We start from the raw sequence: 23,229 nt of genomic DNA, 5'->3' as shown, positions 1-23,229 counted from the left end.
AGCACCATGAACACCACAATCAATACCATGCGCAAAAACCTGCTGATCGCCGTCAGCGCCCTCGCGCTCGGCGCCGCCACTTTCGGTGCGCAAGCCCAAGATAGCAGCGCACCGGCGCCGGGCGCCAAGGCAGTAGCCCCGCATGAAGGCCACCGCGGCGACGGCCACAAGCCGATGCGCGGCAATCCTGCCGAACGCATGGCCAAATACCAGGCGCGCCTGCATGACAAGCTGAAACTGACGGCAGCGCAAGAACCGGCCTGGGCCACCTTCACCGCCGCTAACGCGCCGAAAAAACCGGCCAGCGACTGGAAGGCCAAACGCGAAGCATTTGCCAAGCTGTCTGCGCCACAACGGATGGAGCAGTGGATCGCGATGTCCAAAGAGCGCATTGCCGGCCAGGAAGCGCGCCTGGGTTCGCTGAAAACTTTCTACGCGGTACTGACGCCGGAACAACAGAAGGTGTTTGATGACAGCGTGCCCGGCGGCAAGCATGGCGGCCACCGCGACGCACCGAAAGCGTAGGTCGGATTAGGCCCTTCGGGCCGTAATCCGACAACATTGTTGACCCTTGCATTTGTCGGATTACGCGGGGCCTCGCCCCGCTAATCCGACCTACGGTTTATTGCAATTTCGCCAGCGACGCCAGGAAGGTTTCCGCATTCTGGAAACCGATCACGCGCGAATGGGTAATCTCCTGGCCTTGCGGGTTGAACATGATAATGCCTGGCGGGCCGAACAGGCCGAAACGCTTGAGCATGGCCTTGTCGTCGGCATCGTTGGCCGTCACATCGACCTGCAGCAGCACGGCCTGGGCCATCTTGTCGCGCACGGCCGGCGCCACGAAGGTCAGCTTTTCCATTTCTTTGCACGAAACGCACCAGTCGGCATAAAAGTCCAGCAGCGCCGGCTTGCCGTTCAACTGCGCCAGCGCTGCGTCCAGTTGAGCGGTGGTCTTGATGCGCGTAAATTGCTGCGCATGTACCGGTGCACCGCCCAGGTGTGCCAGCGGCGCCAGCGGATCGCGCCCGCCACTGGCCACGCCCACCAGCTGCATGGCGCCCAGCACGGCGAAAGCCAGGCCGAAGGCCTTGGCCACCCAGCCGTTCTTGCTGTTGCCCGCCAGCAGATACATGCCATAGCCGATCAGCAGTACCGTCCAGCCAAGCATCTGCACCGCACCTGGCAGCACCGGCGAGACCAGCCACCAGGCCACGCCCAGCAGCAGCACGCCAAAGAAGCGCTTGACCGATTCCATCCACATGCCGGCGCGCGGCAACAGGGTGCCAGCCGAGACGCCAACCAGTATCAAAGGCACGCTCATGCCGACCGCCATCGCAAACAGCGCGCTGCCGCCAATCACCACGTCGCGCGTCTGGCTGATATAAAGCAAGGCGCCAGCCAGCGGCGCGGCTACGCAAGGACCGACGATCAGGGCCGAGATGGCGCCCATTACAAACACGCCGGCCAGGCGGCCCGACGACTGCTGGTTCGATACCGAAGTGAGCTTGCCCTGCAGGAAGGACGGCACCTGCAGCTCGTAAAAACCAAACATCGACAGCGACAGCACCGCCATCAGCAGCGCAAAAAAGCCCAGCACCCACGGGTTTTGCAGCTTGGCCGCCAGCCCTTCACCAGCCAGCCCTGCGGCCACGCCCAGCGCCGTATAGACGATTGCCATGCCCAGCGCATAGGTCAGCGACAGCAGCAGGCCGCGCGAACGGCTGACCTTGGCGCCGTCGCCGACGATAATCGACGACAGGATCGGCACCATCGGCAGCACGCATGGCGTAAAAGCCAGGCCCAGGCCCAGCAACATAAACAGCGGCACGATCACCAGCAGCTTGCCGCCTTTCAATGCCGACTCGATCTTGCCCATTTCACTGCCGGGCGCAGCCGTTGGTGCTGCCGTTGCAGCCACTGGCGCCGCCGGCGCCGCATCGGGCGTACTGGTGATATCGGGTTGTGGAATGCTGATTACCGACACGCCAGGCGAAGCCTGCGCCTGCGGGCCATTGATGGCGGGCGTATCGACGGCCGGCGCCGCCGGCAGCGCAAATTTCGAGGCGGCAGCGCCTGGCGCCACGCTCTGGCCACCGGCGCCCACCAGTTTGATGGTGGCGTCCTGCGGCGCATAGCACAGGCCCTTGTCGGAGCAGCCCTGGCCGGTCGACTTGAGCGTAAAGGCGCCGCTGGCCTGTACCGGAATGGTAATGGTCAGCGTATGACGGAACGTTTCAACATTCTTCTGGAACGTTTCATCGAACTTGACCTTGCCTTTCGGGAAGACGGGCGTGCCCAGCGTGGCGCCGGTCGCCTCGAACTTGAAGCGCTCATGGTACATATAGTAGCCATCGGCAATCACATAGGTCACGGCGATGGTGGCCGGATCCTGCATGCGGGCCGAAAACTTGAACGCCACTTCAGGATCGAGAAACTCGTCATCGGCGCGCGCGGCGCCGGCGCCAAACACGGCCATGACCAGCAGCATGCAACTGGCCAGGAAGAAGATCAACTGCTGTAGTGAAGCGGAGCGCGCGCTGGCGCGGGAGGGGAAACGGGACATGAACTACCTTTTCTGCCATTCGACTGAGAGACGCGCGGTGCTCGGTGCTAATGCGGGCGCGGCGCGAAAGCAGAATAGTACACCGCAGAACTTTTAGCTGCAGCAGAAAACAAAAAAGCCAGGCAGAGCCTGGCTTTTCATCGTGCAGTTGCCGCGATTACTCGCCAGCGACTTCAACTGCTTCGGTGGTTTCTGGACGATCCATCAGTTCCACGAAAGCCATCGGAGCGTTATCGCCTACGCGGAAACCCATTTTCAGGATACGCACGTAGCCGCCGTTACGGTTGGCGAAACGTGGGCCCAGTTCAGCGAACAGTTTGACGACCATTTCACGGTCGCGCAGACGGCTGAAAGCCAGACGCTTGTTTGCCAGGGTGTCGGTTTTGCCCAGGGTCAGAATTGGCTCGACAACGCGGCGCAGTTCTTTTGCTTTTGGCAGGGTGGTCTTGATCGCTTCGTGACGCAGCAGCGATACTGTCATGTTGCGCAGCATAGCCAGACGGTGGGACGAGGTACGATTCAGTTTACGGAGGCCGTGACCGTGACGCATGGTAAATCCTTTCGGTGAGTTTAAATCCAGTTCTTCGATCGATGCGGCAAATGCTGCATCGCGGACCGGTTTGGTACTTCAAAATAAAAGCCTGGGACACCTGTCCCAGGCAGTTTGCTACCACTACAAATTACTTTTCCAGGCCAGCAGGCGGCCAGTTTTCCAGCTTCATGCCCAAGGTCAGGCCGCGCGACGCCAGCACTTCCTTGATTTCGTTCAGGGACTTGCGGCCCAGATTTGGCGTTTTCAGCAGCTCGTTTTCCGAACGCTGGATCAGGTCGCCGATGTAATAGATGTTTTCCGCTTTCAGGCAGTTAGCCGAACGCACGGTCAACTCCAGATCATCGACTGGACGCAGCAGGATCGGATCGACCAGCGGAGCGCGCGATGGCGCTTCGGCAGCAGCTTCCGTGCCTTCCAGGGCAGCGAACACATTCAACTGGTCGACCAGCACGCGTGCCGATTGACGGATCGCTTCTTCCGGCGAGATCACGCCGTTGGTTTCGATGTTGATGATCAGCTTGTCCAGGTCGGTACGCTGTTCAACGCGAGCCGACTCAACCGAGTACGACACACGGCGTACTGGCGAGAACGATGCGTCCAGAATGATGCGGCCGATGGTCTTGTTGGTGTCTTCCGACAGGCGGCGCACGTTGCCCGGCACATAGCCGCGGCCTTTTTCAACCTTGATCTGCATGTCCAGCTTGCCACCAGCGGTCAGGTGGGCGATCACGTGATCAGGGTTAATCAGTTCAACGTCGTGCGGCAGGTCGATATCGGATGCCAGGATGGCGCCTTCGCCTTCCTTTTTCAGGGTCAGCGTGACGGAGTCACGGTTGTGGACCTTGAAGACCACGCCCTTCAGGTTCAGCAGCAGATCGACGACGTCTTCCTGCACGCCATCGAGCGACGAATATTCGTGTACAACACCTGCGATCGTCACTTCGGTCGGCGCATAGCCCACCATCGACGACAGCAGTACGCGGCGCAGCGCATTACCCAATGTGTGGCCATAGCCACGCTCAAACGGCTCCATCACGACCTTGGCGTGACCTGCGCCGAGCGCTTCAACATCGATAATACGTGGCTTCAACAAACTGTTTTGCATGAAATGTCCTTTTCAATACCCTCGGCTCATTACACCGATAAGGCTGATGGCATATTGGTAAAACGCCCACCGGGCGAACCAGGTGGGCGGTGATACAGCTAAACTACAATTAACGCGAGTACAGCTCGACGATCAGCGATTCGTTGACGTCGTTGGCGATTTCGTTACGCTCTGGCAGGGACTTGAAAGTACCTTCCATTTTCTTGGCATCAACCGAAACCCAGCTAGGCATACCAACTTGTTCGGCCAGCGACAGTGCTTCAACGATACGCACTTGCTTTTTCGATTTTTCACGAACAGCGATGACGTCGCCGACTTTGACCGAGTACGAAGCGATGTTGACAACGATACCGTTCACGGTGAACGCTTTGTGGCTGACCAGTTGACGCGCTTCAGCGCGGGTCGAGCCAAAGCCCATGCGGTAGCAAACGTTGTCCAGACGCGTTTCCAGCAACTTCAACAGCGTTTCGCCGGTGTTGCCTTTACGACGGTCAGCTTCAGCGAAGTAGCGGCGGAATTGACGTTCCAGCACGCCGTACATGCGCTTGACTTTTTGCTTTTCGCGCAGTTGGTTACCGTAGTCCGAGGTGCGGGCGCCGGATTTGACACCGTGTTGGCCTGGCTTGACGTCCAGTTTGCACTTGCTGTCGAGCGAGCGACGTGCGCTCTTCAGGAACAGGTCTGTACCTTCACGGCGGGAAAGTTTTGCTTTAGGTCCGATATAACGTGCCACGATACTTCCTTTTTTTAAATGATAACGCCCCAGCTACACGCATGCACAAGCACGCTGATGCAGTTAGGCGCTAGTCTGACCCGATATCGAGCAGACGGTGGCTGAAAACGAAAAACCCGTCAAACGAATTTGACAGGCGATAACAGCCGGGCAGTATAACCGTTTCCGGCTCCCTGCTCCAGCGTTTTCACACGACTATACTAAAGTTACAACAGACAAGAAAGCAGCTGGCGCCGAAGCGCCCTCTGCAATACTGTCTTAGATACGACGGCGTTTCGGTGGACGGCAACCGTTGTGCGGTACCGGCGTCACGTCCTGGATCTCGGTGATCTTGATGCCCAGGTTGTTCAGCGCGCGAACAGCGGATTCACGACCAGGACCTGGGCCCTTGATACGTACTTCCAGGTTCTTCACGCCACACTCAACAGCCACTTTACCAGCGGCTTCCGCGGCGACCTGCGCTGCGAACGGGGTCGATTTACGCGAACCCTTGAAGCCTGCACCGCCGGACGTAGCCCACGACAAGGCATTGCCTTGACGATCGGTGATGGTAATGATCGTGTTGTTGAACGAAGCGTGGACATGCGCGATGCCTTCAGCGACGTTCTTTTTGACTTTTTTACGCACGCGTGCTGATGCGGCGTTATTTTGCGACTTGGCCATAATTTTTTCCTAACGGATTATTTTTTCAGCGATTGAGCGGCTTTACGCGGACCCTTGCGGGTACGTGCGTTTGTACGCGTACGCTGGCCACGAACTGGCAGACCTTTGCGATGACGCATGCCGCGGTAGCAACCCAGATCCATCAAACGCTTGATGTTCATCGAGAGTTCACGACGCAGATCGCCTTCAACGATGAATTTACCTACTTCATCGCGCAGCTTTTCCAGTTCGCTGTCGTCCAGATCTTTGATCTTTTTGTTGGTTGCAATGCCGGTCGCTGCACAGATTTTTTGTGCGCGTGGACGGCCCACACCGTAGATGGCGGTCAGGCCGATAACGGTATGCTGATGATTTGGGATATTAACCCCTGCAATACGTGCCATTTGTTATTCCTCGATTAACCTTGACGCTGCTTGTGACGTGGCTCCACGCAGATTACGCGGACTACGCCTTTGCGCTTGATGACTTTGCAGTTGCGGCAGATCCGCTTGACTGATGCGAGAACTTTCATTTTAAGGCTCTTTCTTTCGCTTCTATGGTTTGATTCACTGTGTTACTTGGTACGGAACACAATGCGGGCTCGGCTCAGGTCGTACGGCGTCAACTCCACCGTCACCTTGTCTCCAGGGAGAATGCGAATATAGTTCATCCGCATTTTACCCGAAATATGCCCGAGCACCACGTGTCCGTTCTCCAGCTTCACTCGAAATGTTGCATTTGGGAGATTCTCAAGAATCTCGCCCTGCATCTGTATGACGTCGTCTTTTGCCATTCGGTGTGTTTACCGCGCTTAACGCGTCGGAATTCCGCCCTTGAAGTTTGCTTTGCGCAGCAGTGAATCATATTGCTGCGACATCACGTAGTTCTGTACTTGCGCCATGAAATCCATGGTGACAACTACAATAATCAATAAAGAAGTACCGCCGAAATAGAATGGTACTTTCCACTGGGCTTGCATAAATTCCGGCAATAAACACACCAGGGTGATGTAGACTGCGCCGGCAAGTGTCAAGCGTGTCAGGATCTTGTCGATATAGCGCGCTGTCTGTTCGCCTGGACGAATCCCGGGAATGAAAGCACCGCTTTTCTTCAAGTTATCTGCCGTTTCCTTGCTGTTAAACACCAGCGCGGTATAAAAGAAGCAGAAAAACACGATCGCCACTGCGTACAACAGCGCATGGATAGGCTCACCAGGCCCCATCGATGCTGCCAAATCTTTCAGGAACCGCACCACAGGGTTAGCGTTATCGGCGCCCTTTGAAAACCAGTCCACGATCGTGGCCGGGAACAAGATGATCGAAGAAGCAAAGATCGGCGGGATCACGCCGGCCATGTTCAGCTTCAACGGCAAATGGCTGGTTTGACCGCCATAAATCTTGTTACCTACCTGGCGCTTCGCATAATTGACCAAGATCTTGCGCTGACCGCGTTCGACAAATACCACGAAGAACGTTACCAGTGCTACCAGCAGGACGATGAAAATCGCGCCCAGGCTGCCGATCGAACCGTTCGATACCAGGCTGAACAAACCACCCAGCGCCGAAGGCAGACCTGCTGCAATACCGGCAAAGATGATGATCGAGATGCCATTACCCAAGCCACGCTCGGTAATTTGCTCACCCAACCACATCAAGAACATTGTTCCGGTCAACAAAGTGACGACCGTTACGAAGCGGAATGCAAGACCAGGTTCCAACACCAGACCAGCTTGCGACTCCAGTGCGACTGCAATGCCTAACGCTTGAAACAGAGCCAGGGCCACCGTGAAATAACGGGTGTACTGGGTGATCTTGCGGCGGCCTGCTTCGCCTTCTTTTTTCAACGCTTCCATCTGCGGTGACACGATCGACAGCAACTGCATGATGATCGAGGCCGAGATGTAAGGCATGATACCCAGCGCAAACACTGTAAAACGAGACAAGGCACCGCCCGAGAACATGTTGAACATGCCCAGGACGCCGCCTTCGTGCTCCTTGAACAGCGAGGCTAATTGTGTCGGGTCAATCCCGGGAACCGGGACATGAGCACCGATACGATAAACCACCAATGCGCCAAGCAAAAACCAGAGCCGTCCCCAAGGGAAACCGGCTGCTGCACTTTTAGCAAGTTGTGGATTAGTCGCCAATTTTCGCTCCGATCAAGCTGTTAGCGGTCAACTCAGGCTACTGAGCCGCCGGCTGCTTCGATGGCTGCTTTCGCGCCAGCGGACACTTTCAAGCCCTTCAAATTCACCGCTTTGGTGATTTCGCCGGACAAGATCACGCGCACGTCACGGGCCAACACGCCCAGGACGCCAGCTTGCTTCAAGACCAGAATGTCGACTTCGCCAACAGCCAGGTTGTTCAGATCGGACAGACGCACTTCAGCTTTGAAAGTGGCGTTGAGCGATTTGAAACCGCGCTTAGGCAGACGGCGTTGCAGAGGCATCTGACCGCCTTCGAAACCGACTTTATGAAAGCCGCCCGAACGCGATTTCTGACCCTTGTGGCCGCGACCCGAGGTTTTACCCAGGCCGGAGCCGATACCGCGGCCGACGCGACGCTTGTAGTGCTTGGCGCCGTCGGCTGGTTGAATGGTATTCAGTTCCATGATTTCTCCGTGTGTAAGCCCTGCGGCTTACCCAACTACTTTAACGAGGTACGATACTTTGTTGATCATGCCGCGCACGGATGGGGTGTCTTGCAGCTCGGAAACCGAGTTAACACGACGCAGACCCAGACCGCGGACGGTGGCACGGTGATCTTCACGCGTACCGATCAAGCCCTTGACCAGTTGTACTTTGAGGGTTTTGGTAGTCATTTCTTCACCTTAAGCCAGGATGTCTTCAACCGACTTGCCGCGTTTGGCGGCGATGTCAGCTGGAGTACTCATTTTTGCCAGGCCATCCAGCGTAGCGCGTACCAGGTTGTAAGGGTTGTTCGAACCGGTGGATTTCGCCACCACGTCCGTTACGCCCATTACTTCGAAGATAGCGCGCATTGCGCCACCAGCGATCACGCCGGTACCAGGCTTGGCTGGGTTCATCAGGACCTTGGAGGCGCCGTGACGACCAACAACCGTGTGATGCAAGGTGCCGTTTTTGAGCGGTACTTTGATCAGGTTGCGACGGGCTTCTTCCATTGCCTTCTGCACGCCAACTGGCACTTCTTTCGACTTGCCCTTGCCCATGCCGACGCGGCCATCGCCATCACCAACTACGGTCAGCGCGGCGAAACCCATGATACGACCACCCTTGACCACTTTGGTCACGCGGTTGATCGCGATCATTTTTTCGCGCATGCCATCATCCGGCTTGTCGCTTTGCATTTTTGCTTGCATTTTTGCCATGATTGATCCTTAGAACTTCAGACCGGCTTCGCGTGCGGCTTCTGCCAACGCTTTCACACGGCCGTGGTAACGGAAACCGGAGCGGTCAAACGCAACTTCGGTGATTCCTGCTTTCAACGCTTTTTCAGCGACGCGCTTGCCGATCAAGGCTGCAGCAGCGGCATTGCCGCCTTTGCCGGATTGACCTGCCAGTTCAGCGCGCACTTCGGCTTCGGCAGTCGATGCCGATACCAGAACTTTAGCGTCCGGGCTGATCAGGTTGGCGTAAATGTGCAAGTTGGTGCGATGCACCGACAGGCGATTTACTTTCAATTCCGCGATCTTGATGCGGGTTTGGCGTCCGCGGCGAAGCCGTGATTCTTTCTTATCCATCGTCAGCCCCTAATTACTTCTTCTTGGTTTCTTTAAGCTTAACCACTTCGTCCGCATAGCGAACGCCCTTGCCTTTGTATGGCTCAGGAGCGCGGTAAGCACGAACTTCAGCGGCTACCTGGCCAACCTTTTGACGATCGATACCCTTGATCAGGATTTCGGTCGGGGTTGGTGTTGCGCAGGTAACGCCGGCTGGCATGTCATGCACTACAGGGTGCGAGAAACCCAGGGACAGATTCAGCTTGTCGCCTTGAGCTTGCGCCTTGTAACCCACGCCTACCAGGTTCAGCTTTTTCTCGAAACCCTTGGTGACGCCAACAACCATGTTGTTGACCAGCGCGCGCAGCGTGCCGGACATGGCATTGGCTTCGCGGCTTTCGTCAGCCACGTCGAAACTCAGGGTTCCTGCATTGTTTTCCACTTTCACCTGGCCGGTCAGGGCTTGCGAAAGCACGCCCAGTGGGCCTTTTACGGTGATCGCTTGTGCGGAGATGGCGACTTCTGCGCCAGCTGGCACTACGATTGGCATTTTAGCTACTCGAGACATGTGTAACTCCTTAAGCCACGTAGCAAATAACTTCGCCGCCGACACCGGTAGCGCGTGCTTTGCGGTCAGTCATGACGCCTTGCGGAGTCGACACGATCGCCACACCCAAGCCATTCATCACAACAGGGATCTCGTCTTTGCCTTTGTAGACGCGCAGGCCCGGACGGGACACGCGCTCAAGGCGCTCGATGACGGGACGGCCAACATAATACTTCAAACCGATCTTCAGTTCCGCTTTGCCACCAGCTTCGGCAACAGCGAAATCTTCAATGTAACCCTCGTCCTTGAGGACGTTGGCAATCGCTACTTTGACTTTCGACGATGGCATGGCCACGGTCGTTTTTTGAACGCCTTGGGCGTTGCGAATGCGGGTCAGCATATCGGCGATAGGATCGCTCATACTCATTGCATATTCTCCTATTACCAGCTTGCTTTAGTCATACCCGGAATTTCACCACGCATGGCGAACTCACGGAGCTTGATACGACCCAGACCGAATTTACGGAATGTGCCGCGTGGACGACCGGTGACGGCGCAGCGGTTGCGCTGACGCGTCGGATTCGAGTTACGTGGCAGTGCCTGCAGTTTCAGGCGCGCTTCGTAACGCTCTTCTTCCGATTTCGACTGGTCATCAACGATGGCCTTCAGCGCAGCGCGTTTGACGGCGAATTTCGCAGCCAGGTCTACGCGCTTTTGCTCACGGTTAATCAGTGCCAATTTTGCCATGATCTCAGTTTCTGAACGGGAATTTGAAGGCGGCGAGCAAAGCTTTGGCTTCGTCGTCGGTCTTAGCAGTTGTCGTGATGCTGATATTCATACCGCGCAACGCGTCAATCTTGTCGTAGTCGATCTCAGGGAAAATGATCTGTTCCTTGACACCGATGTTGTAGTTACCACGACCATCAAATGCACGGCCGTTCACACCACGGAAATCGCGCACGCGCGGCAGAGCCACGGTGATGAAGCGATCCAGGAACTCGTACATGCGAGCGCCGCGCAGGGTGACCATCGTACCGATCGGGTAGCCTTCGCGGATTTTGAAGCCTGCGATCGCTTTGCGGGACTTGGTGGTCACTGGTTTCTGGCCGGCGATCTTGGTCAAGTCAGCAACTGCGTGCTCGAGAACTTTTTTATCAGCGATAGCCTCACCAACACCCATGTTCAGGGTGATCTTGGTCAGACGTGGAACTTCCATCGACGACTTGTAGCCAAATTTGGCTGTCAGGTCGGCGACGACTTTTTCTTTATAGAACTCTTGGAGACGTGCCATGATTTCTTAAGCCTTCACTACTTCGCCGGACGATTTGAAGACGCGGACTTTTTTGCCGTCGACATCTTTGAAACCAACACGGTCTGCCTTGCCACTAGCTGCATTGAACAATGCAACGTTGGACACGTGAATTGGCATGGTCTTGTCGACGATACCACCTTGTACGCCAGTCATCGGGTTCGGTTTGGTCGCTTTTTTAGCGACGTTGACGCCTTCAACCACTACGTGTTCTGCGTCTACGCGACGCGAAACGACGCCGCGTTTGCCCTTGTCTTTACCGGCCAGAACGATGACTTCGTCGTTTTTACGAATCTTATCCATTGCTGACTCCTTACAGTACTTCAGGTGCCAGGGACACGATCTTCATGAACTTTTCAGTGCGCAGCTCGCGCGTCACTGGTCCGAAGATGCGGGTACCGATCGGTTCCAGCTTGGCGTTCAACAGAACGGCGGCATTGCCGTCGAACTTCACCAGGGAACCGTCTTGGCGGCGAACACCTTTAGCGGTGCGCACAACCACGGCGTTATAAATTTCACCTTTTTTGACACGGCCACGTGGCGCAGCAACCTTGACGGTTACCTTGATCACATCGCCAATGCCAGCATAACGGCGCTTGGAGCCGCCCAATACCTTGATGCACATTACTTCTTTGGCACCGGTATTGTCAGCCACTTCGAGCCGGCTTTCAGTTTGAATCATAGTATTCTCTTTCCCAACTTAAGCCGAAGAATCCACACAATGTAGACCCGCGGTCAGTCTTGGTCCCGCCAGAGCCGCCCTGCTGGGCTTCACTGTTTGGGTGCTTGACCTTCATACATCAACTGACCGCGAATGCTACTGTCTGTGGCCAGACACTTTGCGGCGTTACATGAACGAAGCCCGCAAGTATTACATACAATTTGCGGGCCTGCAAGTACTAATTAAAACCACTGTCGAAACAGTGGTTTTTTATTTAAACGATGGGTGCGGCTTGAACCACACGTGTCACCGTCCATGCCTTCGTTTTCGAGATCGGACGACCTTCCTGGATCTCTACCGTGTCACCGGCTTTGACCTGGTTGGTCTCGTCATGCGCGTGATACTTGTTCGAACGCATGATGATCTTGCCATACAAAGGATGTTTTACGTGGCGCTCGATCAGAACGGTAACGGTCTTGTCCATCTTGTCGGATACCACTTTACCGATCAGCGTGCGCTTGAGCGACTGTTTCACTGGTTCGTTCATTTGGCTTCCTTCAGATTCATTACCGTCTTCACACGCGCGATATCGCGGCGTACCTTCTTGAGCTGCGAAGTGTTGCTCAGCTGTTGCGTAGCGATTTGCATACGCAGGCCGAACTGTGCCTTCAACAAGTCATTCAGCTCTTTTTGCAGAGCTGGCTGGTCTTTGCCGCGGAGTTCAGTTGCTTTCATATCCAACTCCAATTATTGGCCAACTTGACGTACGACGAAAGTCGTAGCCAGTGGCAGTTTAGCGGCGGCAAGACGGAAAGCTTCCCGTGCCAGCGCTTCATCGACGCCATCCATTTCGTACAGTACTTTACCTGGCTGAATTTCAGCGACGTAGTACTCTGGATTACCTTTACCGTTACCCATACGGACTTCAGCTGGTTTGTTCGAGATCGGCTTGTCTGGGAAAATACGGATCCAGATACGGCCACCGCGCTTGATGTGACGGGTCATTGCACGACGCGCCGCTTCAATTTGACGCGCAGTGATACGACCGCGCGCAACTGCCTTCAGACCGAATTCGCCAAACGACACGGCGGTGCCGCGGCTGTGCGAAATACCGGTGTTACGGCCTTTCTGCTCTTTACGATACTTTCTGCGTGCTGGTTGCAGCATGATTATTCTCCTGCTTTCTCAGCTGGTGCTGCGGCGGCCGGTTTAGCGGCGGTACGCACACGTGCACCTGGTGCTGTGGATGGTTTCGCACCGGCACCTGCTGGACGCGGACGGCCAGCTGGCTTGCCATCGTCACGGCGTGGGCCGCGGCTTTTCTTCTCGTCAGGCGGGGTATCGATGACTGGTGCATCGCCGTTAGGCGCGCGGTCACCTTTGTATACCCAAACCTTGACACCGATGATGCCGTAGGTGGTCGACGCTTCGCTGGTACCGTAGTCGATATCGGCGCGCAGGGTATGCAGAGGCACGCGGCCTTCGCGGTACCATTCAGTACGGGCGATTTCGATACCGTTCAGACGGCCGGACGACATGATCTTGATACCGAGTGCACCCAGGCGCATTGCATTTTGCATTGCACGCTTCATGGCGCGGCGGAACATGATACGCTTTTCCAGCTGCTGCGAGATCGAATCGGCGATCAGTTGCGAATCGATTTCAGGCTTGCGAATTTCTTCGATGTTCACATGAACAGGTACGCCCATGATCTTGGTCAAAGCGGACTTCAGTACTTCGATGTCTTCGCCTTTTTTACCAATGACCACGCCTGGACGCGAGCTGTAGATCGTGAAGCGCGCGTTCTTTGCTGGGCGCTCGATAACGATGCGACCAACCGAAGCGTTCTTCAGTTTCTTTTTCAGGTAAGCACGTGCTTTCAGGTCTTCGTTCAGCATGGCAGCGAAATTGCCGTTGCCTGCATACCAGCGCGAAGCCCAGTTACGGGTGACCGCCAGACGGAAACCGGTTGGATGAATTTTCTGACCCATCGTGGCTCCTTAGTTACCGACAGTCACGTAAACGTGACAGGATTGTTTCGAAATACGGTCGCCACGGCCTTTTGCACGCGCGGTGAAGCGCTTCAGGACCGGACCCTTTTCAACGTAGATCGTTTTCACGAACAATTCGTCGATGTCGGCGCCATCGTTGTGTTCTGCATTGGCGATTGCCGATTCCAGAACACGCTTGATGATCGCAGCACCTTTTTTCGGGCTGAATTGCAAGATGTTGAGTGCTGCGTCAACTTTCTTGCCACGGATCAGGTCAGCAACCAGGCGGCCCTTTTGGTCCGACAGGCGCACACCTTTGAGGATAGCTTTAGTTTCCATTATTTCTTAGCCTTTTTGTCAGCTGCATGGCCCTTGAACGTACGGGTCAGTGCGAATTCGCCGAGCTTGTGACCAACCATGTTTTCGGAAACATAAACCGGCACGTGCAGCTTGCCGTTATGAACCGCGATCGTCAGGCCGATAAAGTCAGGCATGATTGTCGAACGACGCGACCAGGTTTTGATTGGCTTTTTGTCTTTGGCAGCTTGCGCGGCTTCAACTTTTTTCACCAGGTGGGCGTCACAGAACGGCCCTTTTTTCAATGAACGTGTCATGTGCTACCCCTTATTTCTTGCCGCGGCGCGAGACGATCATGGAAGTAGTACGCTTGTTGCTGCGTGTCTTCTTACCTTTAGTCTGTTGGCCCCAAGGCGAAACTGGATGACGACCAGCTGCTGTTTTACCTTCACCACCACCGTGCGGGTGATCGACCGGGTTCATGACCACACCGCGAACGGTAGGACGAACACCGCGCCAGCGCATCGCACCAGCTTTACCGATTTTACGCAGGCTGTGTTCGGCATTGCCGACTTCACCCACGGTTGCACGGCACTCGATGTGCACGCGACGTACTTCACCCGAGCGCAGACGCACTTGAGCGTAGGTACCTTCACGGGCCATCAGCACAACGCCGGCGCCGGCGGTACGTGCCATCTGGGCACCTTTACCTGGCAGCATTTCGACGCAATGCATCACGGTACCGACTGGGATGTTACGGATTGGCAAGCAGTTACCCGATTTGATCGGTGCTTCCGAACCGTTCATCACGCTGTCGCCAACGGACATGCCTTTGGTCGCGATGATGTACTGACGCTCGCCGTCGGCGTAGCACAGCAGAGCGATATTCGCGGTGCGGTTAGGATCGTATTCGATACGTTCCACTTTCGCTGGAATACCATCTTTGGTGCGCTTGAAGTCGATCAGGCGGTAGTGTTGCTTGTGACCACCACCGATATGACGGGTGGTGATGTGACCGTTGTTGTTACGACCAGCGGTCTTGGATTTCTTTTCAACCAGGGCAGCAAATGGACGACCCTTGTACAGGTCGGCATTGACCACCTTCACCATGCCGCGACGGCCTGGCGAGGTTGGTTTCATCTTAACGAGTGCCATTATGCAGCCTCCTCGGAGAAGTTGATTTCCTGGCCAGGTTTCAGGCACACGAAAGCACGCTTGGTATGGTTACGACGACCGTTGAAACGGCCAGTGCGCTTTTGCTTACCTTCACGGTTCGCGGTTTGCACCGACAGGACTTCAACCTTGAACAGCAGTTCGACCGCTGCCTTGATTTCAGGCTTGGTTGCATCCGGCAGTACGCGGAATACAATTTGCTCGTTCTTTTCCGCGACCATGGTGGCCTTTTCGGAAATAACAGGAGCCAACAGCACCTTCATCAAGCGTTCTTCGCTATGTTTCAAAATCGCGCTCATGCCAGCATCTCCTCAATCTTGGCCAGTGCAGCTTTGGTGACCAGGATCTTTTTGTAGAACACCAGGGACATCGGATCTGCGTGACGTGGCTCAACGACGAGCACGTTTGGCAGGTTGCGCGATGCCAGTTCCAGGTTTTCGTTCAGAACGTCGGTGATGATCAGGACCGAATCAAAGCCCAGGCCGTTCAGTTTTTGCGACAGCAGTTTGGTTTTTGGCGCGTCGATCGTCAGATCGTCGATGACGATCAGGCGCTCTTCGCGAACCAGCTGCGACAGGATCGAGCAGACACCTGCGCGATACATTTTTTTGTTCACTTTGTGGGTGAAGTTCTCGTCAGGCGAGTTCGGGAATACCCGACCACCACCGCGCCACAGAGGCGACGACGACATACCAGCACGAGCGCGGCCGGTACCTTTTTGGCGCCATGGCTTTTTGGTCGTGTGGTGAACTTCTTCACGGTCTTTTTGCTTGCGGTTACCGCTACGTGCGTTTGCTTGATAAGCAACGACGACTTGGTGGATCAGCGCTTCGTTGTAATCACGGCCGAAAATTTCATCAGCAGCAACAACATTCGAGCCAGCTTGACCTTGCGCATTCAGAAGCTTGAGTTCCATCGTTTAAGCTCCTTTCTTGGCTTTGGTTTTGATGGCTGGCGAAACGACTACCTGGCCATTTTTTGCGCCTGGAATCGCGCCTTTGACCAGCAGCAGCTGACGGTCGGCGTCGATACGGGCGATCACGAGGTTCTGGATGGTACGGTTAACGTCACCCAGATGACCGGTCATGCGCTTACCAGGGAAAACGCGACCTGGATCTTGAGCCATACCGATGGAGCCTGGAACGTTGTGCGAACGCGAGTTACCGTGCGTTGCGCGGCCCGACGAGAAGTGGTGACGCTTGATGGTACCGGCATAGCCTTTACCAATGGTCACGCCTTGTACGTCGATTTTCTGACCGACTTCGAACAGGGAAGCAGCAACAACGTCGCCAGCTTTCAGTTCGGCGGCTTTAGCAGCGTCAACACGGAACTCTTTCAACAGAGTACCGGCTTCAACACCAGCTTTAGCGTGATGACCAGCAACAGCTTTGGTCACGCGGGAAGCGCGACGTTGACCGAATGCGACCTGAACAGCGGAGTAACCATCTGTTTCAGGGGTTTTGATTTGCGCAACACGGTTGTTCGACACGTCCAGCACGGTGACAGGAATCGAATCCCCTTCGTCCGTGAAGATGCGCATCATGCCAACCTTGCGACCGAGAAGGCCTAGGCTCATTTTTTCTCCATTCCCACCTGCGATTGGGCGGGGCTTGTTTAACTACAAATAACGTAGGACTCAAAAAAGACGAATCCATACCGAAGCCGGCTAGTATATAGCACAAAAACCCTTGACGCAACAAGTTAACACGAGGTATGTCAAAGTGTTGCGCGACGATCCCGGCACCGCCGTCCGGGACCACCGCGAGGGGCAGCAAGAGTAACACGAATCAGCCTGGCGCCACCGATTCATGCGCAGGCGCGGCTGGCGCGGCGTTGTTTTTGCCCACCTGATACCAGTCAACTTTGCGGGTCGCCACCATGATGGCCGCCAGCACCGCGAACAGCAGAATGCTGCCCATTACCAGCGCATTGCTCTCCGAATTGAGCAGGCCATACAGGGCGCCGTACAGCAGCGTCAGCGCCACGCCGAAGCCCAGGCCGCGGCGCGCGTCGTGCAACACATGGGCGAGGTAAAAGCTGTTGAGCGCGATACAGGCGGCGCTGGCAATCAGATACGCATAAATAAAAGCAATATGCTCGGCCAGGCCCACCAGCAGCAGGAAGAACATGGCCAGCGCCAGGCCCACCAGCAGGTACTGCACCGGATGGATTGGCAGGCTTTTCAGTATTTCAAAGATAAAGAAAGCGGCAAAGGTCAGCGCCACGAACAGCAGGCCGTACTTGGTGGCGCGGTCCGACTGCGAGTACACATTGACGGGCTCGATAAAACCCACATTGAAGCGCTCGACCTGACCCAGCGGCGCGCTGTCGGGCACCTTGAATTCGCCTTCGATACCAGAAATTTGCGTCTGCGCATTGCTGGCCAGCGCCGAGATGGCCCAGCTCACGTTGAAGCCATTGGCGTCGATCTGGCGGTTCTTCGGCGACGGCAGGAAGCGCCCGCCAAACTGCGGATGGGGCCAGTTCGATTTGAGCGTGATCTGGCTGTTTTTGGCCACCGGCACGAAATGCTGGCGTTCGATGCCATCGAGCCCCAGATCAAAGGAGAAATTGACCTGCTGCTGCGCTGCCAGGGCCAGCGCACCAAGCGGCGCATGCAGGCCGCTGCGAAAGGCAAACAGATTGGTGCCCTGCTCGAATTCGATCTGGCGCCCGCCCCAGTTAATCTTGGGAATATTGCGGATGCCGCGCACGTCCTCGATCGACAGCGCGATAAACGGCTGGCCCAGCGTAATGCGCGCGTCGGTGGTCTTGCGCGGCAGCTGCTCCTGCGACGGCAGCGTAAAGTCGCCCTTGAATGCATGCTGGCCGCTGTAGACCAGCACCTGGTGGATGCCGCGGTAGCGGCGGTCGGTCTCGATATTGCCGCGCAACTCCAGATTGTTCGGGTACACCAGAAAACGGCGCTGCATAGTGCGCCGCTGCACTTCGGTGCGCACCGGCACGCTGCTCTTCTGGTCCTTGTCGGCAGCGATCTCGACCCGCTCATCGAATTGCTCGGTGTACGGAATCACCAGGATGGGGCCGATCACGGTTTGCTCGCGCACCGAGTCGGCGGCGATGCTGTCGACCGCTTCCTGGCGGAACTGCATGCGTTCCTTGATGGTCTCCTGGATCATCAATAGCGGCAGGCCGATCAGCAGCATCAGCCCGAACACGATCAGGGCCTTGATCAGTAAAGTTTTTTGCATGGTGCTTTCCTCTGGCAATGTTCAAGGGGGCCAGTCTAGAAAAGCTGTATGCACTGATGATGCGTTCTGTGTGAAGTGCAGCAGAAATTACGCCAGCGGCAGCGCCAGGCGCGCTTCGGCGCCGCCGTCGCGATGGTTGACCACCTCGACCGTGCCGCCATGCAGCAGCGCCACCTCGCGCACGAATGGCAGGCCCAGTCCGGTGCTCTTGCCGCCGCCCGGGCGCGGCAGCGAATAAAAGCGCTCGAACAGGCGCGCCGTGGCAAAGTCGGGAATGCCGGCGCCATGGTCGCGCACCGTCACGTCCACGCGTTCGCCCTGCCGCCGCGCCGCCAGCGTGATCATGCTGCCAGGCGGCGCAAAGCCGATGGCGTTGTCGAGCAGATTGCCCAGCGCCTGGCGCAGCAGCAGGCGGTCCCCCTTGACATGCACATCCTGCGCTTCGATCTGCAACTGCACGCCGCGCGCCGCCAGCGCGGCAGCGCCATCCTGCGCCGCCTGCTCCAGCAACGGCACAATGGCCAGGTGCTCGCGGCTGTCGAGGTGCTGCTGCTTTTCCACCCGCACCAGGGCCAGCAGCTTGTCGATCAGTTGCCGCTGGCGCGCATTCTGTTCCAGTATGCTGACCAGGAACTGCGCACGCTCCGGCGCCGGCATGTCTTCATGCAACAGCTCGGCCGAGGCCTGGATGGCGGCAATCGGGCTTTTCAGTTCATGCGCCAGCGTATGCATCAGCTGCTCGACATATTCCTTGCCCTCCAGGCGCACGCGCATCGCTTCGAGCGCCCGCCCCAGGGTGCCAATTTCATCTTTGCCCAGCTCGGGCAGCATCACCTTCTGCCCTGCTTCGACCGCCTGTGCATAGCGCATCAACCTGGCCAGCGCATGGTGCAGCCACCAGGCAAACGCCAGCCCGACCAGCAGCGACAAAAGCAGCAGCACGGCGCCGCGCTGCAGGATAATGCGCTGGCTGCGCTCGACAAACGGCTGCACGCTGGCGTTCGGCTTGGCCACCGTCAGCACGCCGATCACCTGATCGCCGTCGCGAATCGGCGCCGCTACATACATCACGGTCGACAATTCGTCGTAGGCATCGGCGCGCGTGCTGCGCGCGCCATATTTGCCCTGCAGCGTCAGGTACACATCGTTCCAGCGCGAATAGTCCTGCCCCACGTCGCGCCTACTGGTATCGAACAGCACCACGCCATGGCGGTCGGTAATATAAATACGGTAGTCGAGCGTACGCTTGCGGATGCCGTTGATCTCGATATCGACGCTGCGCTGCGCATGGTCGCGCAGGCGCTGCGCCACGGGCGAGGCATCCAGCGTGCCGGCGCGCAGGTCGGGCGCCACCAGGCTGGCCAGCAGCTGAGCGGTGTCGACCAAAGTATCTTCCTGGGTCGAGCGCACGCCGGGCTTGACCTGCTGCATGAAAACATTGAGCAGAAACCAGGCCGCCAGCCCCACCACCAGGAAATAACCGAGCAGGATGCGCAGGCCGATGCGCATCTCAGCCGCCCGCCAGGCTGTAACCGAGGCCGCGATGGGTCTGGATCGGATCATGCGCTTCATCGATGGCGCGCAGCTTGGCGCGCAGCGATTTCACGTGGGCGTCGACGGTGCGCTCAAGCGTCTCGGACGCGCCGCTCCAGACGCGCTCCATCAGTTGCGCGCGCGACAGCACATGCCCTGGGCGCTCCAACAGGGTTTTCAGCAGCAGATACTCGTAACGGGTCAGGTCCAGCGCACGCCCATGAAACAGCACGCGCGCCTCGAGCGGGCGCAATTCAAACGGGCCCGCCGGCGCCGTGGCTATCGTCATGCCAGCCTCCAGGGAAGGCTGAAGTGATCTGGCACGGCGCAAAATCACGCGGATGCGCGCCACCAGTTCGCGCGGCGAAAACGGCTTGGTCACATAGTCGTCGGCACCTATTTCCAGGCCGACGATACGGTCGATCTCATCGCTGCGCGCCGTCAGGAAGATCACCGGCACATCGGAAAACTGGCGCAGGCGGCGACACACTTCCAGCCCGCTCATGTCGGGCAGGCCGATATCGAGCACCACCAGCGCGGGCGCGCTTTCACTGCGCAGCACGGCAAGCGCCTGCTCACCGAGCAGCACATGGCGCGGCTCGAAACCATCGGTGCGCAGTGCATAGGCAATGCTGTCGGCAATGGCCTGCTCATCTTCCACAATCAGGATGGTTTTGCTCATGCGAAGGCGCCAGGTTTCAGGATGAAAGCCGGAGTATCCACTAGGCCCGCCGGCAGCGTCAATCGTGCTGGCGGCAGGTGCGCACGGCTGACGCGAAAAAATGCCGACAGTAAATTAGTTATAGTATATTCATCACATACTATTCCACTGATGCAACCGCGCCAACCGCCCGTACGAGGAGACCATGAAACCATCGACCATCCGCCTGATCAGCCTGTTCGGCGCCGCCAGTCTGCTGGCGGCCTGCACCACCGCGCCCACCGCGCCCGACCCGGGCGTGCTCGCCACCTCCGCCACGCAGCATGACGCCTGCCATGCCGCCGAACTGGCCGGCAATCTGGTGCAGGCCGAGGCAGCGTGCACGCAGGCGCTCGAGAACGCCGTCAAGGCTGGCGCCAGAGACGAACTGCTGTCGCAGCGCCAGTACAACCTGGGACGCATCAAACGCCTGGAAGGCAAGCATGCCGAGGCCGAAGCGCTGTACAAGCAGGCGCTGGCGACCGAAGAAGCGGCCATGCCGCGCAGCGAAGCGCGCATCGGGCGGCGCCTGGTGGAGCTGGCCTCGGCGCTGTCGGCGCAAGGTAAATGGCAGGAAGGCGCAGGCTACCTCGAGCGCGCCCAGCCACTGCTGCACAAGATGTCGGCCACCTCGCGTACCTACTCGATCGAAGTGCTGAACCTGTACGCCAGACAGCTGCAGGGCGGCCCGCAAGCGGCGCTGGGCAAGAGCTTCCTGGAAACGGCCGCCACGCTGAAATAACTGCTGGCCAGGCGATCAAAAAACCGGCCGGGAGCGTGCTCCTGGCCGCGCTGCGCCCTAGGTTTTGGCCACGTGAATGCTGGCCTTGATATGCCTGAGGTGGGCCACGATGGTAAAGGTCATGACCATCAGCAGCGACCAGGAACTCCACTTGCTGACATGCACCGCCGACCACGCACCCAGCTGGTTCGGATAGCGCCATACGCCCCAGAACGTGCTGATGTTTTCCGCCAGCCAGATAAAGAAACCGGAGAGCACGAAGCCAAGCAGCAGCGGCATGCTGCGGTCGCGGTCAAGCGGCCGGAAGACGACGGTTGTGCGCGCATACAGGCCCAGCGCGCAGGCTGCCAAGTGCCCTATCGCTGCAGCCGCTCTGCCACACTAGCTGCGCACCAAACCAAGGGCCGGATAAAACAAAACCGGGCGTATCCGCAGTTGCGAACACGCCCGGTTTTTAACAGATACGGACAGCAGGCGCCGTCCGTTATCTTAAAATCGATTATTGCAGTTTGATTTCAACATCAACGCCAGCTGGCAGGTCCAGCTTCATCAGCGCGTCAACAGTTTTGTCCGTTGGGTCCACGATGTCCATCAGGCGTTGGTGGGTGCGGATCTCGAACTGATCGCGCGAAGTCTTGTTGACGTGCGGGGAACGCAGCACATCGAAACGTTGAATACGGGTAGGCAGTGGAACTGGGCCTTTGACGACAGCGCCGGTGCGCTTCGCGGTTTCAACGATTTCCAGAGCGGACTGGTCGATCAGTTTGTAATCGAAAGCCTTCAGGCGGATACGGATTTTTTGGTTTGGAGTCGACATGCTATTTCCTTAAAAGAACGAACCGCGCAAGTTGCACGGCAATGAGGTCATACGGGAATTTCTGACGCAACAACCGTCAGGGTCGACATGATAGCACCAAAATGCTTGCCTACCCCGGCAGTTGATTAAAAAGAAGGGCGCCGGGCGACGACGCGTCTTCTTTTTTGCAGGCTTAAGAATTAAGCCAGGATTTTTGCAACAACACCAGCACCAACGGTACGGCCACCTTCGCGGATAGCGAAGCGCAGACCTTCTTCCATCGCGATCGGGTTGATCAGCTTGACGGTGATCGACACGTTATCGCCTGGCATGACCATTTCTTTGTCTGCTGGCAGTTCGATCGAACCGGTCACGTCAGTCGTACGGAAGTAGAACTGTGGACGGTAGTTGTTGAAGAACGGGGTGTGACGGCCGCCTTCGTCTTTCGACAGAACATAGATCTCGCCGGTGAAGTGCGCGTGTGGCTTGATCGAGCCTGGTTTTGCCAGAACTTGACCACGTTGCACGTCTTCACGCTTGGTGCCGCGCAGCAGCAGACCAACGTTGTCGCCTGCTTGACCTTGGTCCAGCAGTTTGCGGAACATTTCCACACCGGTGCAAGTCGTTTTGACGGTATCGGTGATACCAACGATTTCGATCTCTTCGCCGACTTTGATGATGCCGCGCTCGATACGACCGGTTACAACGGTACCGCGACCCGAGATCGAGAACACGTCTTCCACTGGCATCAGGAACGCACCGTCAACTGCGCGCTCTGGGGTTGGGATGTAAGCATCCAGCGCATCGGCCAGACGCAGAACTGCGTCAACGCCCATTTCGCCCTCTTGGCCTTCCAGCGCCATACGGGCCGAACCTTTGATGATCGGCAGATCGTCGCCTGGGAAGTCGTATTTCGACAACAGCTCGCGCACTTCCATTTCAACCAGTTCCAGCAGTTCTGCGTCGTCGA

The 23,229-nt window shown here is 57.2% G+C and carries 36 protein-coding genes and 1 pseudogene; 2 read left to right on the top strand and 35 right to left on the bottom strand.

Annotated features, from left to right (window positions below; genetic code table 11):
* The first annotated feature begins 6 nt into the window (after positions 1-6).
* Positions 7-525: a Spy/CpxP family protein refolding chaperone gene (locus GCM43_RS15030; RefSeq protein ID WP_193315629.1), complete on the top strand. Its 519-nt coding sequence runs from the start codon at positions 7-9 to the stop codon at positions 523-525.
* A 97-nt stretch (positions 526-622) separates the two neighbouring features.
* Here GCM43_RS15030 and dsbD read toward each other — a convergent pair whose 3' ends face one another.
* From dsbD to creB, 32 genes are all read right to left on the bottom strand, one after another.
* Positions 623-2,566: a protein-disulfide reductase DsbD gene (dsbD, locus tag GCM43_RS15025; RefSeq protein ID WP_152245656.1), complete on the bottom strand. Its 1,944-nt coding sequence runs from the start codon at positions 2,564-2,566 to the stop codon at positions 623-625.
* Between the two features lie 157 nt (positions 2,567-2,723).
* On the bottom strand, positions 2,724-3,116 hold the full coding sequence (gene rplQ / locus GCM43_RS15020; protein ID WP_152245654.1) for a 50S ribosomal protein L17: 393 nt from the start codon (positions 3,114-3,116) through the stop codon (positions 2,724-2,726).
* Between the two features lie 130 nt (positions 3,117-3,246).
* Positions 3,247-4,224, bottom strand: a complete 978-nt coding sequence (locus GCM43_RS15015; RefSeq protein WP_038496995.1) for a DNA-directed RNA polymerase subunit alpha — start codon at positions 4,222-4,224, stop codon at positions 3,247-3,249.
* Between the two features lie 109 nt (positions 4,225-4,333).
* The gene (rpsD, locus tag GCM43_RS15010) at positions 4,334-4,957 is read right to left on the bottom strand and encodes a 30S ribosomal protein S4 (protein WP_152245652.1); all 624 of its coding nucleotides are present in this window, start codon (positions 4,955-4,957) and stop codon (positions 4,334-4,336) included.
* A gap of 258 nt (positions 4,958-5,215) precedes the next feature.
* Positions 5,216-5,620, bottom strand: a complete 405-nt coding sequence (gene rpsK / locus GCM43_RS15005) for a 30S ribosomal protein S11 (RefSeq protein ID WP_010394475.1) — start codon at positions 5,618-5,620, stop codon at positions 5,216-5,218.
* Between the two features lie 17 nt (positions 5,621-5,637).
* Entirely contained in the window at positions 5,638-6,003 is a 366-nt protein-coding gene (rpsM, locus tag GCM43_RS15000) for a 30S ribosomal protein S13 (RefSeq protein WP_152245650.1), read from the bottom strand.
* A gap of 14 nt (positions 6,004-6,017) precedes the next feature.
* Complete coding sequence (gene rpmJ / locus GCM43_RS14995) at positions 6,018-6,131, bottom strand: 50S ribosomal protein L36 (RefSeq protein WP_119811791.1); 114 nt, start codon at positions 6,129-6,131, stop codon at positions 6,018-6,020.
* Between the two features lie 42 nt (positions 6,132-6,173).
* Positions 6,174-6,392 carry a translation initiation factor IF-1 gene (gene infA, locus GCM43_RS14990; protein WP_005663428.1) on the bottom strand — a complete coding sequence of 73 codons (219 nt, stop codon included), beginning with the start codon at positions 6,390-6,392 and terminating at the stop codon, positions 6,174-6,176.
* Between the two features lie 18 nt (positions 6,393-6,410).
* Positions 6,411-7,745, bottom strand: coding sequence for a preprotein translocase subunit SecY (secY, locus tag GCM43_RS14985; protein WP_152245647.1), 1,335 nt, complete (start codon positions 7,743-7,745; stop codon positions 6,411-6,413).
* A gap of 32 nt (positions 7,746-7,777) precedes the next feature.
* The gene (gene rplO / locus GCM43_RS14980; RefSeq protein WP_152245645.1) at positions 7,778-8,209 is read right to left on the bottom strand and encodes a 50S ribosomal protein L15; all 432 of its coding nucleotides are present in this window, start codon (positions 8,207-8,209) and stop codon (positions 7,778-7,780) included.
* Between the two features lie 27 nt (positions 8,210-8,236).
* Positions 8,237-8,419 (bottom strand): 50S ribosomal protein L30, encoded by a 183-nt coding sequence (rpmD, locus tag GCM43_RS14975; RefSeq protein WP_152245643.1) that lies wholly within the window; start codon positions 8,417-8,419, stop codon positions 8,237-8,239.
* Positions 8,420-8,428: 9 nt separating this feature from the next.
* Entirely contained in the window at positions 8,429-8,947 is a 519-nt protein-coding gene (gene rpsE / locus GCM43_RS14970) for a 30S ribosomal protein S5 (protein ID WP_152245641.1), read from the bottom strand.
* A 9-nt stretch (positions 8,948-8,956) separates the two neighbouring features.
* Positions 8,957-9,319 (bottom strand): 50S ribosomal protein L18, encoded by a 363-nt coding sequence (gene rplR, locus GCM43_RS14965; protein WP_010394431.1) that lies wholly within the window; start codon positions 9,317-9,319, stop codon positions 8,957-8,959.
* A gap of 13 nt (positions 9,320-9,332) precedes the next feature.
* On the bottom strand, positions 9,333-9,866 hold the full coding sequence (rplF, locus tag GCM43_RS14960) for a 50S ribosomal protein L6 (protein WP_152245639.1): 534 nt from the start codon (positions 9,864-9,866) through the stop codon (positions 9,333-9,335).
* 10 nt (positions 9,867-9,876) lie between these two features.
* Positions 9,877-10,272, bottom strand: a complete 396-nt coding sequence (gene rpsH, locus GCM43_RS14955) for a 30S ribosomal protein S8 (RefSeq protein ID WP_152245637.1) — start codon at positions 10,270-10,272, stop codon at positions 9,877-9,879.
* Between the two features lie 14 nt (positions 10,273-10,286).
* Entirely contained in the window at positions 10,287-10,592 is a 306-nt protein-coding gene (gene rpsN, locus GCM43_RS14950) for a 30S ribosomal protein S14 (RefSeq protein ID WP_152245635.1), read from the bottom strand.
* A gap of 4 nt (positions 10,593-10,596) precedes the next feature.
* Positions 10,597-11,136 (bottom strand): 50S ribosomal protein L5, encoded by a 540-nt coding sequence (gene rplE / locus GCM43_RS14945; protein WP_152245633.1) that lies wholly within the window; start codon positions 11,134-11,136, stop codon positions 10,597-10,599.
* A gap of 6 nt (positions 11,137-11,142) precedes the next feature.
* Positions 11,143-11,457, bottom strand: a complete 315-nt coding sequence (rplX, locus tag GCM43_RS14940) for a 50S ribosomal protein L24 (protein ID WP_152245631.1) — start codon at positions 11,455-11,457, stop codon at positions 11,143-11,145.
* Positions 11,458-11,467: 10 nt separating this feature from the next.
* On the bottom strand, positions 11,468-11,836 hold the full coding sequence (gene rplN / locus GCM43_RS14935) for a 50S ribosomal protein L14 (RefSeq protein WP_008444317.1): 369 nt from the start codon (positions 11,834-11,836) through the stop codon (positions 11,468-11,470).
* Between the two features lie 253 nt (positions 11,837-12,089).
* Positions 12,090-12,362 carry a 30S ribosomal protein S17 gene (gene rpsQ / locus GCM43_RS14930; RefSeq protein WP_065310148.1) on the bottom strand — a complete coding sequence of 91 codons (273 nt, stop codon included), beginning with the start codon at positions 12,360-12,362 and terminating at the stop codon, positions 12,090-12,092.
* The gene (gene rpmC / locus GCM43_RS14925; protein ID WP_071079768.1) at positions 12,359-12,550 is read right to left on the bottom strand and encodes a 50S ribosomal protein L29; all 192 of its coding nucleotides are present in this window, start codon (positions 12,548-12,550) and stop codon (positions 12,359-12,361) included. The genes rpsQ and rpmC overlap by 4 nt, the downstream gene beginning before the upstream one ends.
* A 12-nt stretch (positions 12,551-12,562) precedes the next feature.
* Entirely contained in the window at positions 12,563-12,982 is a 420-nt protein-coding gene (gene rplP, locus GCM43_RS14920; RefSeq protein WP_038497037.1) for a 50S ribosomal protein L16, read from the bottom strand.
* A gap of 2 nt (positions 12,983-12,984) precedes the next feature.
* Positions 12,985-13,806 carry a 30S ribosomal protein S3 gene (gene rpsC / locus GCM43_RS14915; protein WP_152245629.1) on the bottom strand — a complete coding sequence of 274 codons (822 nt, stop codon included), beginning with the start codon at positions 13,804-13,806 and terminating at the stop codon, positions 12,985-12,987.
* A gap of 9 nt (positions 13,807-13,815) precedes the next feature.
* The gene (rplV, locus tag GCM43_RS14910) at positions 13,816-14,148 is read right to left on the bottom strand and encodes a 50S ribosomal protein L22 (protein WP_170840583.1); all 333 of its coding nucleotides are present in this window, start codon (positions 14,146-14,148) and stop codon (positions 13,816-13,818) included.
* On the bottom strand, positions 14,145-14,420 hold the full coding sequence (gene rpsS / locus GCM43_RS14905) for a 30S ribosomal protein S19 (RefSeq protein ID WP_008444295.1): 276 nt from the start codon (positions 14,418-14,420) through the stop codon (positions 14,145-14,147). Before rpsS ends, rplV begins: the two co-directional genes overlap by 4 nt.
* A gap of 10 nt (positions 14,421-14,430) precedes the next feature.
* Entirely contained in the window at positions 14,431-15,258 is an 828-nt protein-coding gene (rplB, locus tag GCM43_RS14900) for a 50S ribosomal protein L2 (protein WP_152245627.1), read from the bottom strand.
* Complete coding sequence (gene rplW / locus GCM43_RS14895) at positions 15,258-15,575, bottom strand: 50S ribosomal protein L23 (RefSeq protein WP_038497047.1); 318 nt, start codon at positions 15,573-15,575, stop codon at positions 15,258-15,260. The genes rplB and rplW overlap by 1 nt, the downstream gene beginning before the upstream one ends.
* Positions 15,572-16,192 (bottom strand): 50S ribosomal protein L4, encoded by a 621-nt coding sequence (rplD, locus tag GCM43_RS14890; protein WP_152245625.1) that lies wholly within the window; start codon positions 16,190-16,192, stop codon positions 15,572-15,574. Before rplD ends, rplW begins: the two co-directional genes overlap by 4 nt.
* Before the next feature lie 3 nt (positions 16,193-16,195).
* Entirely contained in the window at positions 16,196-16,852 is a 657-nt protein-coding gene (rplC, locus tag GCM43_RS14885; protein WP_152245623.1) for a 50S ribosomal protein L3, read from the bottom strand.
* A gap of 211 nt (positions 16,853-17,063) precedes the next feature.
* The gene (gene creD, locus GCM43_RS14880) at positions 17,064-18,488 is read right to left on the bottom strand and encodes a cell envelope integrity protein CreD (RefSeq protein WP_152245621.1); all 1,425 of its coding nucleotides are present in this window, start codon (positions 18,486-18,488) and stop codon (positions 17,064-17,066) included.
* 87 nt (positions 18,489-18,575) lie between these two features.
* Positions 18,576-19,997 (bottom strand): two-component system sensor histidine kinase CreC, encoded by a 1,422-nt coding sequence (gene creC, locus GCM43_RS14875; protein ID WP_152245619.1) that lies wholly within the window; start codon positions 19,995-19,997, stop codon positions 18,576-18,578.
* 1 nt (position 19,998) lies between these two features.
* Positions 19,999-20,703 (bottom strand): two-component system response regulator CreB, encoded by a 705-nt coding sequence (gene creB, locus GCM43_RS14870; RefSeq protein WP_152245617.1) that lies wholly within the window; start codon positions 20,701-20,703, stop codon positions 19,999-20,001.
* Between the two features lie 184 nt (positions 20,704-20,887).
* Between creB and GCM43_RS14865 the strand changes: the two genes are divergently transcribed.
* Positions 20,888-21,463: a tetratricopeptide repeat protein gene (locus tag GCM43_RS14865; RefSeq protein ID WP_152245615.1), complete on the top strand. Its 576-nt coding sequence runs from the start codon at positions 20,888-20,890 to the stop codon at positions 21,461-21,463.
* A gap of 57 nt (positions 21,464-21,520) precedes the next feature.
* On the opposite strand, the pseudogene GCM43_RS14860 reads toward GCM43_RS14865, so the two are convergent.
* From GCM43_RS14860 to GCM43_RS14850, 3 genes and pseudogenes are all read right to left on the bottom strand, one after another.
* Positions 21,521-21,817 (bottom strand): annotated as a pseudogene (locus tag GCM43_RS14860) (DUF817 family protein); the annotation flags it as partial.
* A 145-nt stretch (positions 21,818-21,962) separates the two neighbouring features.
* The gene (rpsJ, locus tag GCM43_RS14855; RefSeq protein WP_038497056.1) at positions 21,963-22,280 is read right to left on the bottom strand and encodes a 30S ribosomal protein S10; all 318 of its coding nucleotides are present in this window, start codon (positions 22,278-22,280) and stop codon (positions 21,963-21,965) included.
* Between the two features lie 179 nt (positions 22,281-22,459).
* On the bottom strand, positions 22,460-23,229 hold a 770-nt coding region (locus GCM43_RS14850), incomplete at its 5' end, for an elongation factor Tu (protein WP_152245613.1).

The sequence above is a fragment of the Janthinobacterium aquaticum genome (assembly GCF_009208565.1).
Classification (GTDB): Bacteria; Pseudomonadota; Gammaproteobacteria; order Burkholderiales; family Burkholderiaceae_D; genus Janthinobacterium.
The sequence above is the reverse complement of the archived record's forward strand: the minus strand, read 5'-3'. Positions and strand labels throughout refer to the sequence as shown.

Bases quoted from the DNA above. Each gene is read 5' to 3' on its own strand.
- rplC (WP_152245623.1), bottom strand. From the start codon at position 16,852: ATGAGCCTAGGCCTTCTCGGTCGCAAGGTTGGCATGATGCGCATCTTC.
- rplD (WP_152245625.1), bottom strand. From the start codon at position 16,192: ATGGAACTCAAGCTTCTGAATGCGCAAGGTCAAGCTGGCTCGAATGTT.
- rpsJ (WP_038497056.1), bottom strand. From the start codon at position 22,280: ATGTCGACTCCAAACCAAAAAATCCGTATCCGCCTGAAGGCTTTCGAT.
- rplB (WP_152245627.1), bottom strand. From the start codon at position 15,258: ATGGCACTCGTTAAGATGAAACCAACCTCGCCAGGCCGTCGCGGCATG.
- rplO (WP_152245645.1), bottom strand. From the start codon at position 8,209: ATGGAACTGAATACCATTCAACCAGCCGACGGCGCCAAGCACTACAAG.
- creB (WP_152245617.1), bottom strand. From the start codon at position 20,703: ATGAGCAAAACCATCCTGATTGTGGAAGATGAGCAGGCCATTGCCGAC.
- rplQ (WP_152245654.1), bottom strand. From the start codon at position 3,116: ATGCGTCACGGTCACGGCCTCCGTAAACTGAATCGTACCTCGTCCCAC.
- GCM43_RS15030 (WP_193315629.1), top strand. From the start codon at position 7: ATGAACACCACAATCAATACCATGCGCAAAAACCTGCTGATCGCCGTC.
- creC (WP_152245619.1), bottom strand. From the start codon at position 19,997: ATGCGCATCGGCCTGCGCATCCTGCTCGGTTATTTCCTGGTGGTGGGG.
- rpsQ (WP_065310148.1), bottom strand. From the start codon at position 12,362: ATGAACGAACCAGTGAAACAGTCGCTCAAGCGCACGCTGATCGGTAAA.
- rpmJ (WP_119811791.1), bottom strand. From the start codon at position 6,131: ATGAAAGTTCTCGCATCAGTCAAGCGGATCTGCCGCAACTGCAAAGTC.
- rplX (WP_152245631.1), bottom strand. From the start codon at position 11,457: ATGGATAAGATTCGTAAAAACGACGAAGTCATCGTTCTGGCCGGTAAA.
- rplE (WP_152245633.1), bottom strand. From the start codon at position 11,136: ATGGCACGTCTCCAAGAGTTCTATAAAGAAAAAGTCGTCGCCGACCTG.
- rplW (WP_038497047.1), bottom strand. From the start codon at position 15,575: ATGAGCGCGATTTTGAAACATAGCGAAGAACGCTTGATGAAGGTGCTG.
- rpsC (WP_152245629.1), bottom strand. From the start codon at position 13,806: ATGGGTCAGAAAATTCATCCAACCGGTTTCCGTCTGGCGGTCACCCGT.
- infA (WP_005663428.1), bottom strand. From the start codon at position 6,392: ATGGCAAAAGACGACGTCATACAGATGCAGGGCGAGATTCTTGAGAAT.
- rpsN (WP_152245635.1), bottom strand. From the start codon at position 10,592: ATGGCAAAATTGGCACTGATTAACCGTGAGCAAAAGCGCGTAGACCTG.
- rpsK (WP_010394475.1), bottom strand. From the start codon at position 5,620: ATGGCCAAGTCGCAAAATAACGCCGCATCAGCACGCGTGCGTAAAAAA.
- rplN (WP_008444317.1), bottom strand. From the start codon at position 11,836: ATGATTCAAACTGAAAGCCGGCTCGAAGTGGCTGACAATACCGGTGCC.
- rplF (WP_152245639.1), bottom strand. From the start codon at position 9,866: ATGTCTCGAGTAGCTAAAATGCCAATCGTAGTGCCAGCTGGCGCAGAA.
- rpsS (WP_008444295.1), bottom strand. From the start codon at position 14,420: ATGACACGTTCATTGAAAAAAGGGCCGTTCTGTGACGCCCACCTGGTG.
- creD (WP_152245621.1), bottom strand. From the start codon at position 18,488: ATGCAAAAAACTTTACTGATCAAGGCCCTGATCGTGTTCGGGCTGATG.
- rpmC (WP_071079768.1), bottom strand. From the start codon at position 12,550: ATGAAAGCAACTGAACTCCGCGGCAAAGACCAGCCAGCTCTGCAAAAA.
- rpsM (WP_152245650.1), bottom strand. From the start codon at position 6,003: ATGGCACGTATTGCAGGGGTTAATATCCCAAATCATCAGCATACCGTT.
- rpmD (WP_152245643.1), bottom strand. From the start codon at position 8,419: ATGACTACCAAAACCCTCAAAGTACAACTGGTCAAGGGCTTGATCGGT.
- rpsH (WP_152245637.1), bottom strand. From the start codon at position 10,272: ATGAGTATGAGCGATCCTATCGCCGATATGCTGACCCGCATTCGCAAC.
- rplR (WP_010394431.1), bottom strand. From the start codon at position 9,319: ATGGATAAGAAAGAATCACGGCTTCGCCGCGGACGCCAAACCCGCATC.
- rpsE (WP_152245641.1), bottom strand. From the start codon at position 8,947: ATGGCAAAAATGCAAGCAAAAATGCAAAGCGACAAGCCGGATGATGGC.
- rplP (WP_038497037.1), bottom strand. From the start codon at position 12,982: ATGCTGCAACCAGCACGCAGAAAGTATCGTAAAGAGCAGAAAGGCCGT.
- GCM43_RS14865 (WP_152245615.1), top strand. From the start codon at position 20,888: ATGAAACCATCGACCATCCGCCTGATCAGCCTGTTCGGCGCCGCCAGT.
- GCM43_RS15015 (WP_038496995.1), bottom strand. From the start codon at position 4,224: ATGCAAAACAGTTTGTTGAAGCCACGTATTATCGATGTTGAAGCGCTC.
- dsbD (WP_152245656.1), bottom strand. From the start codon at position 2,566: ATGTCCCGTTTCCCCTCCCGCGCCAGCGCGCGCTCCGCTTCACTACAG.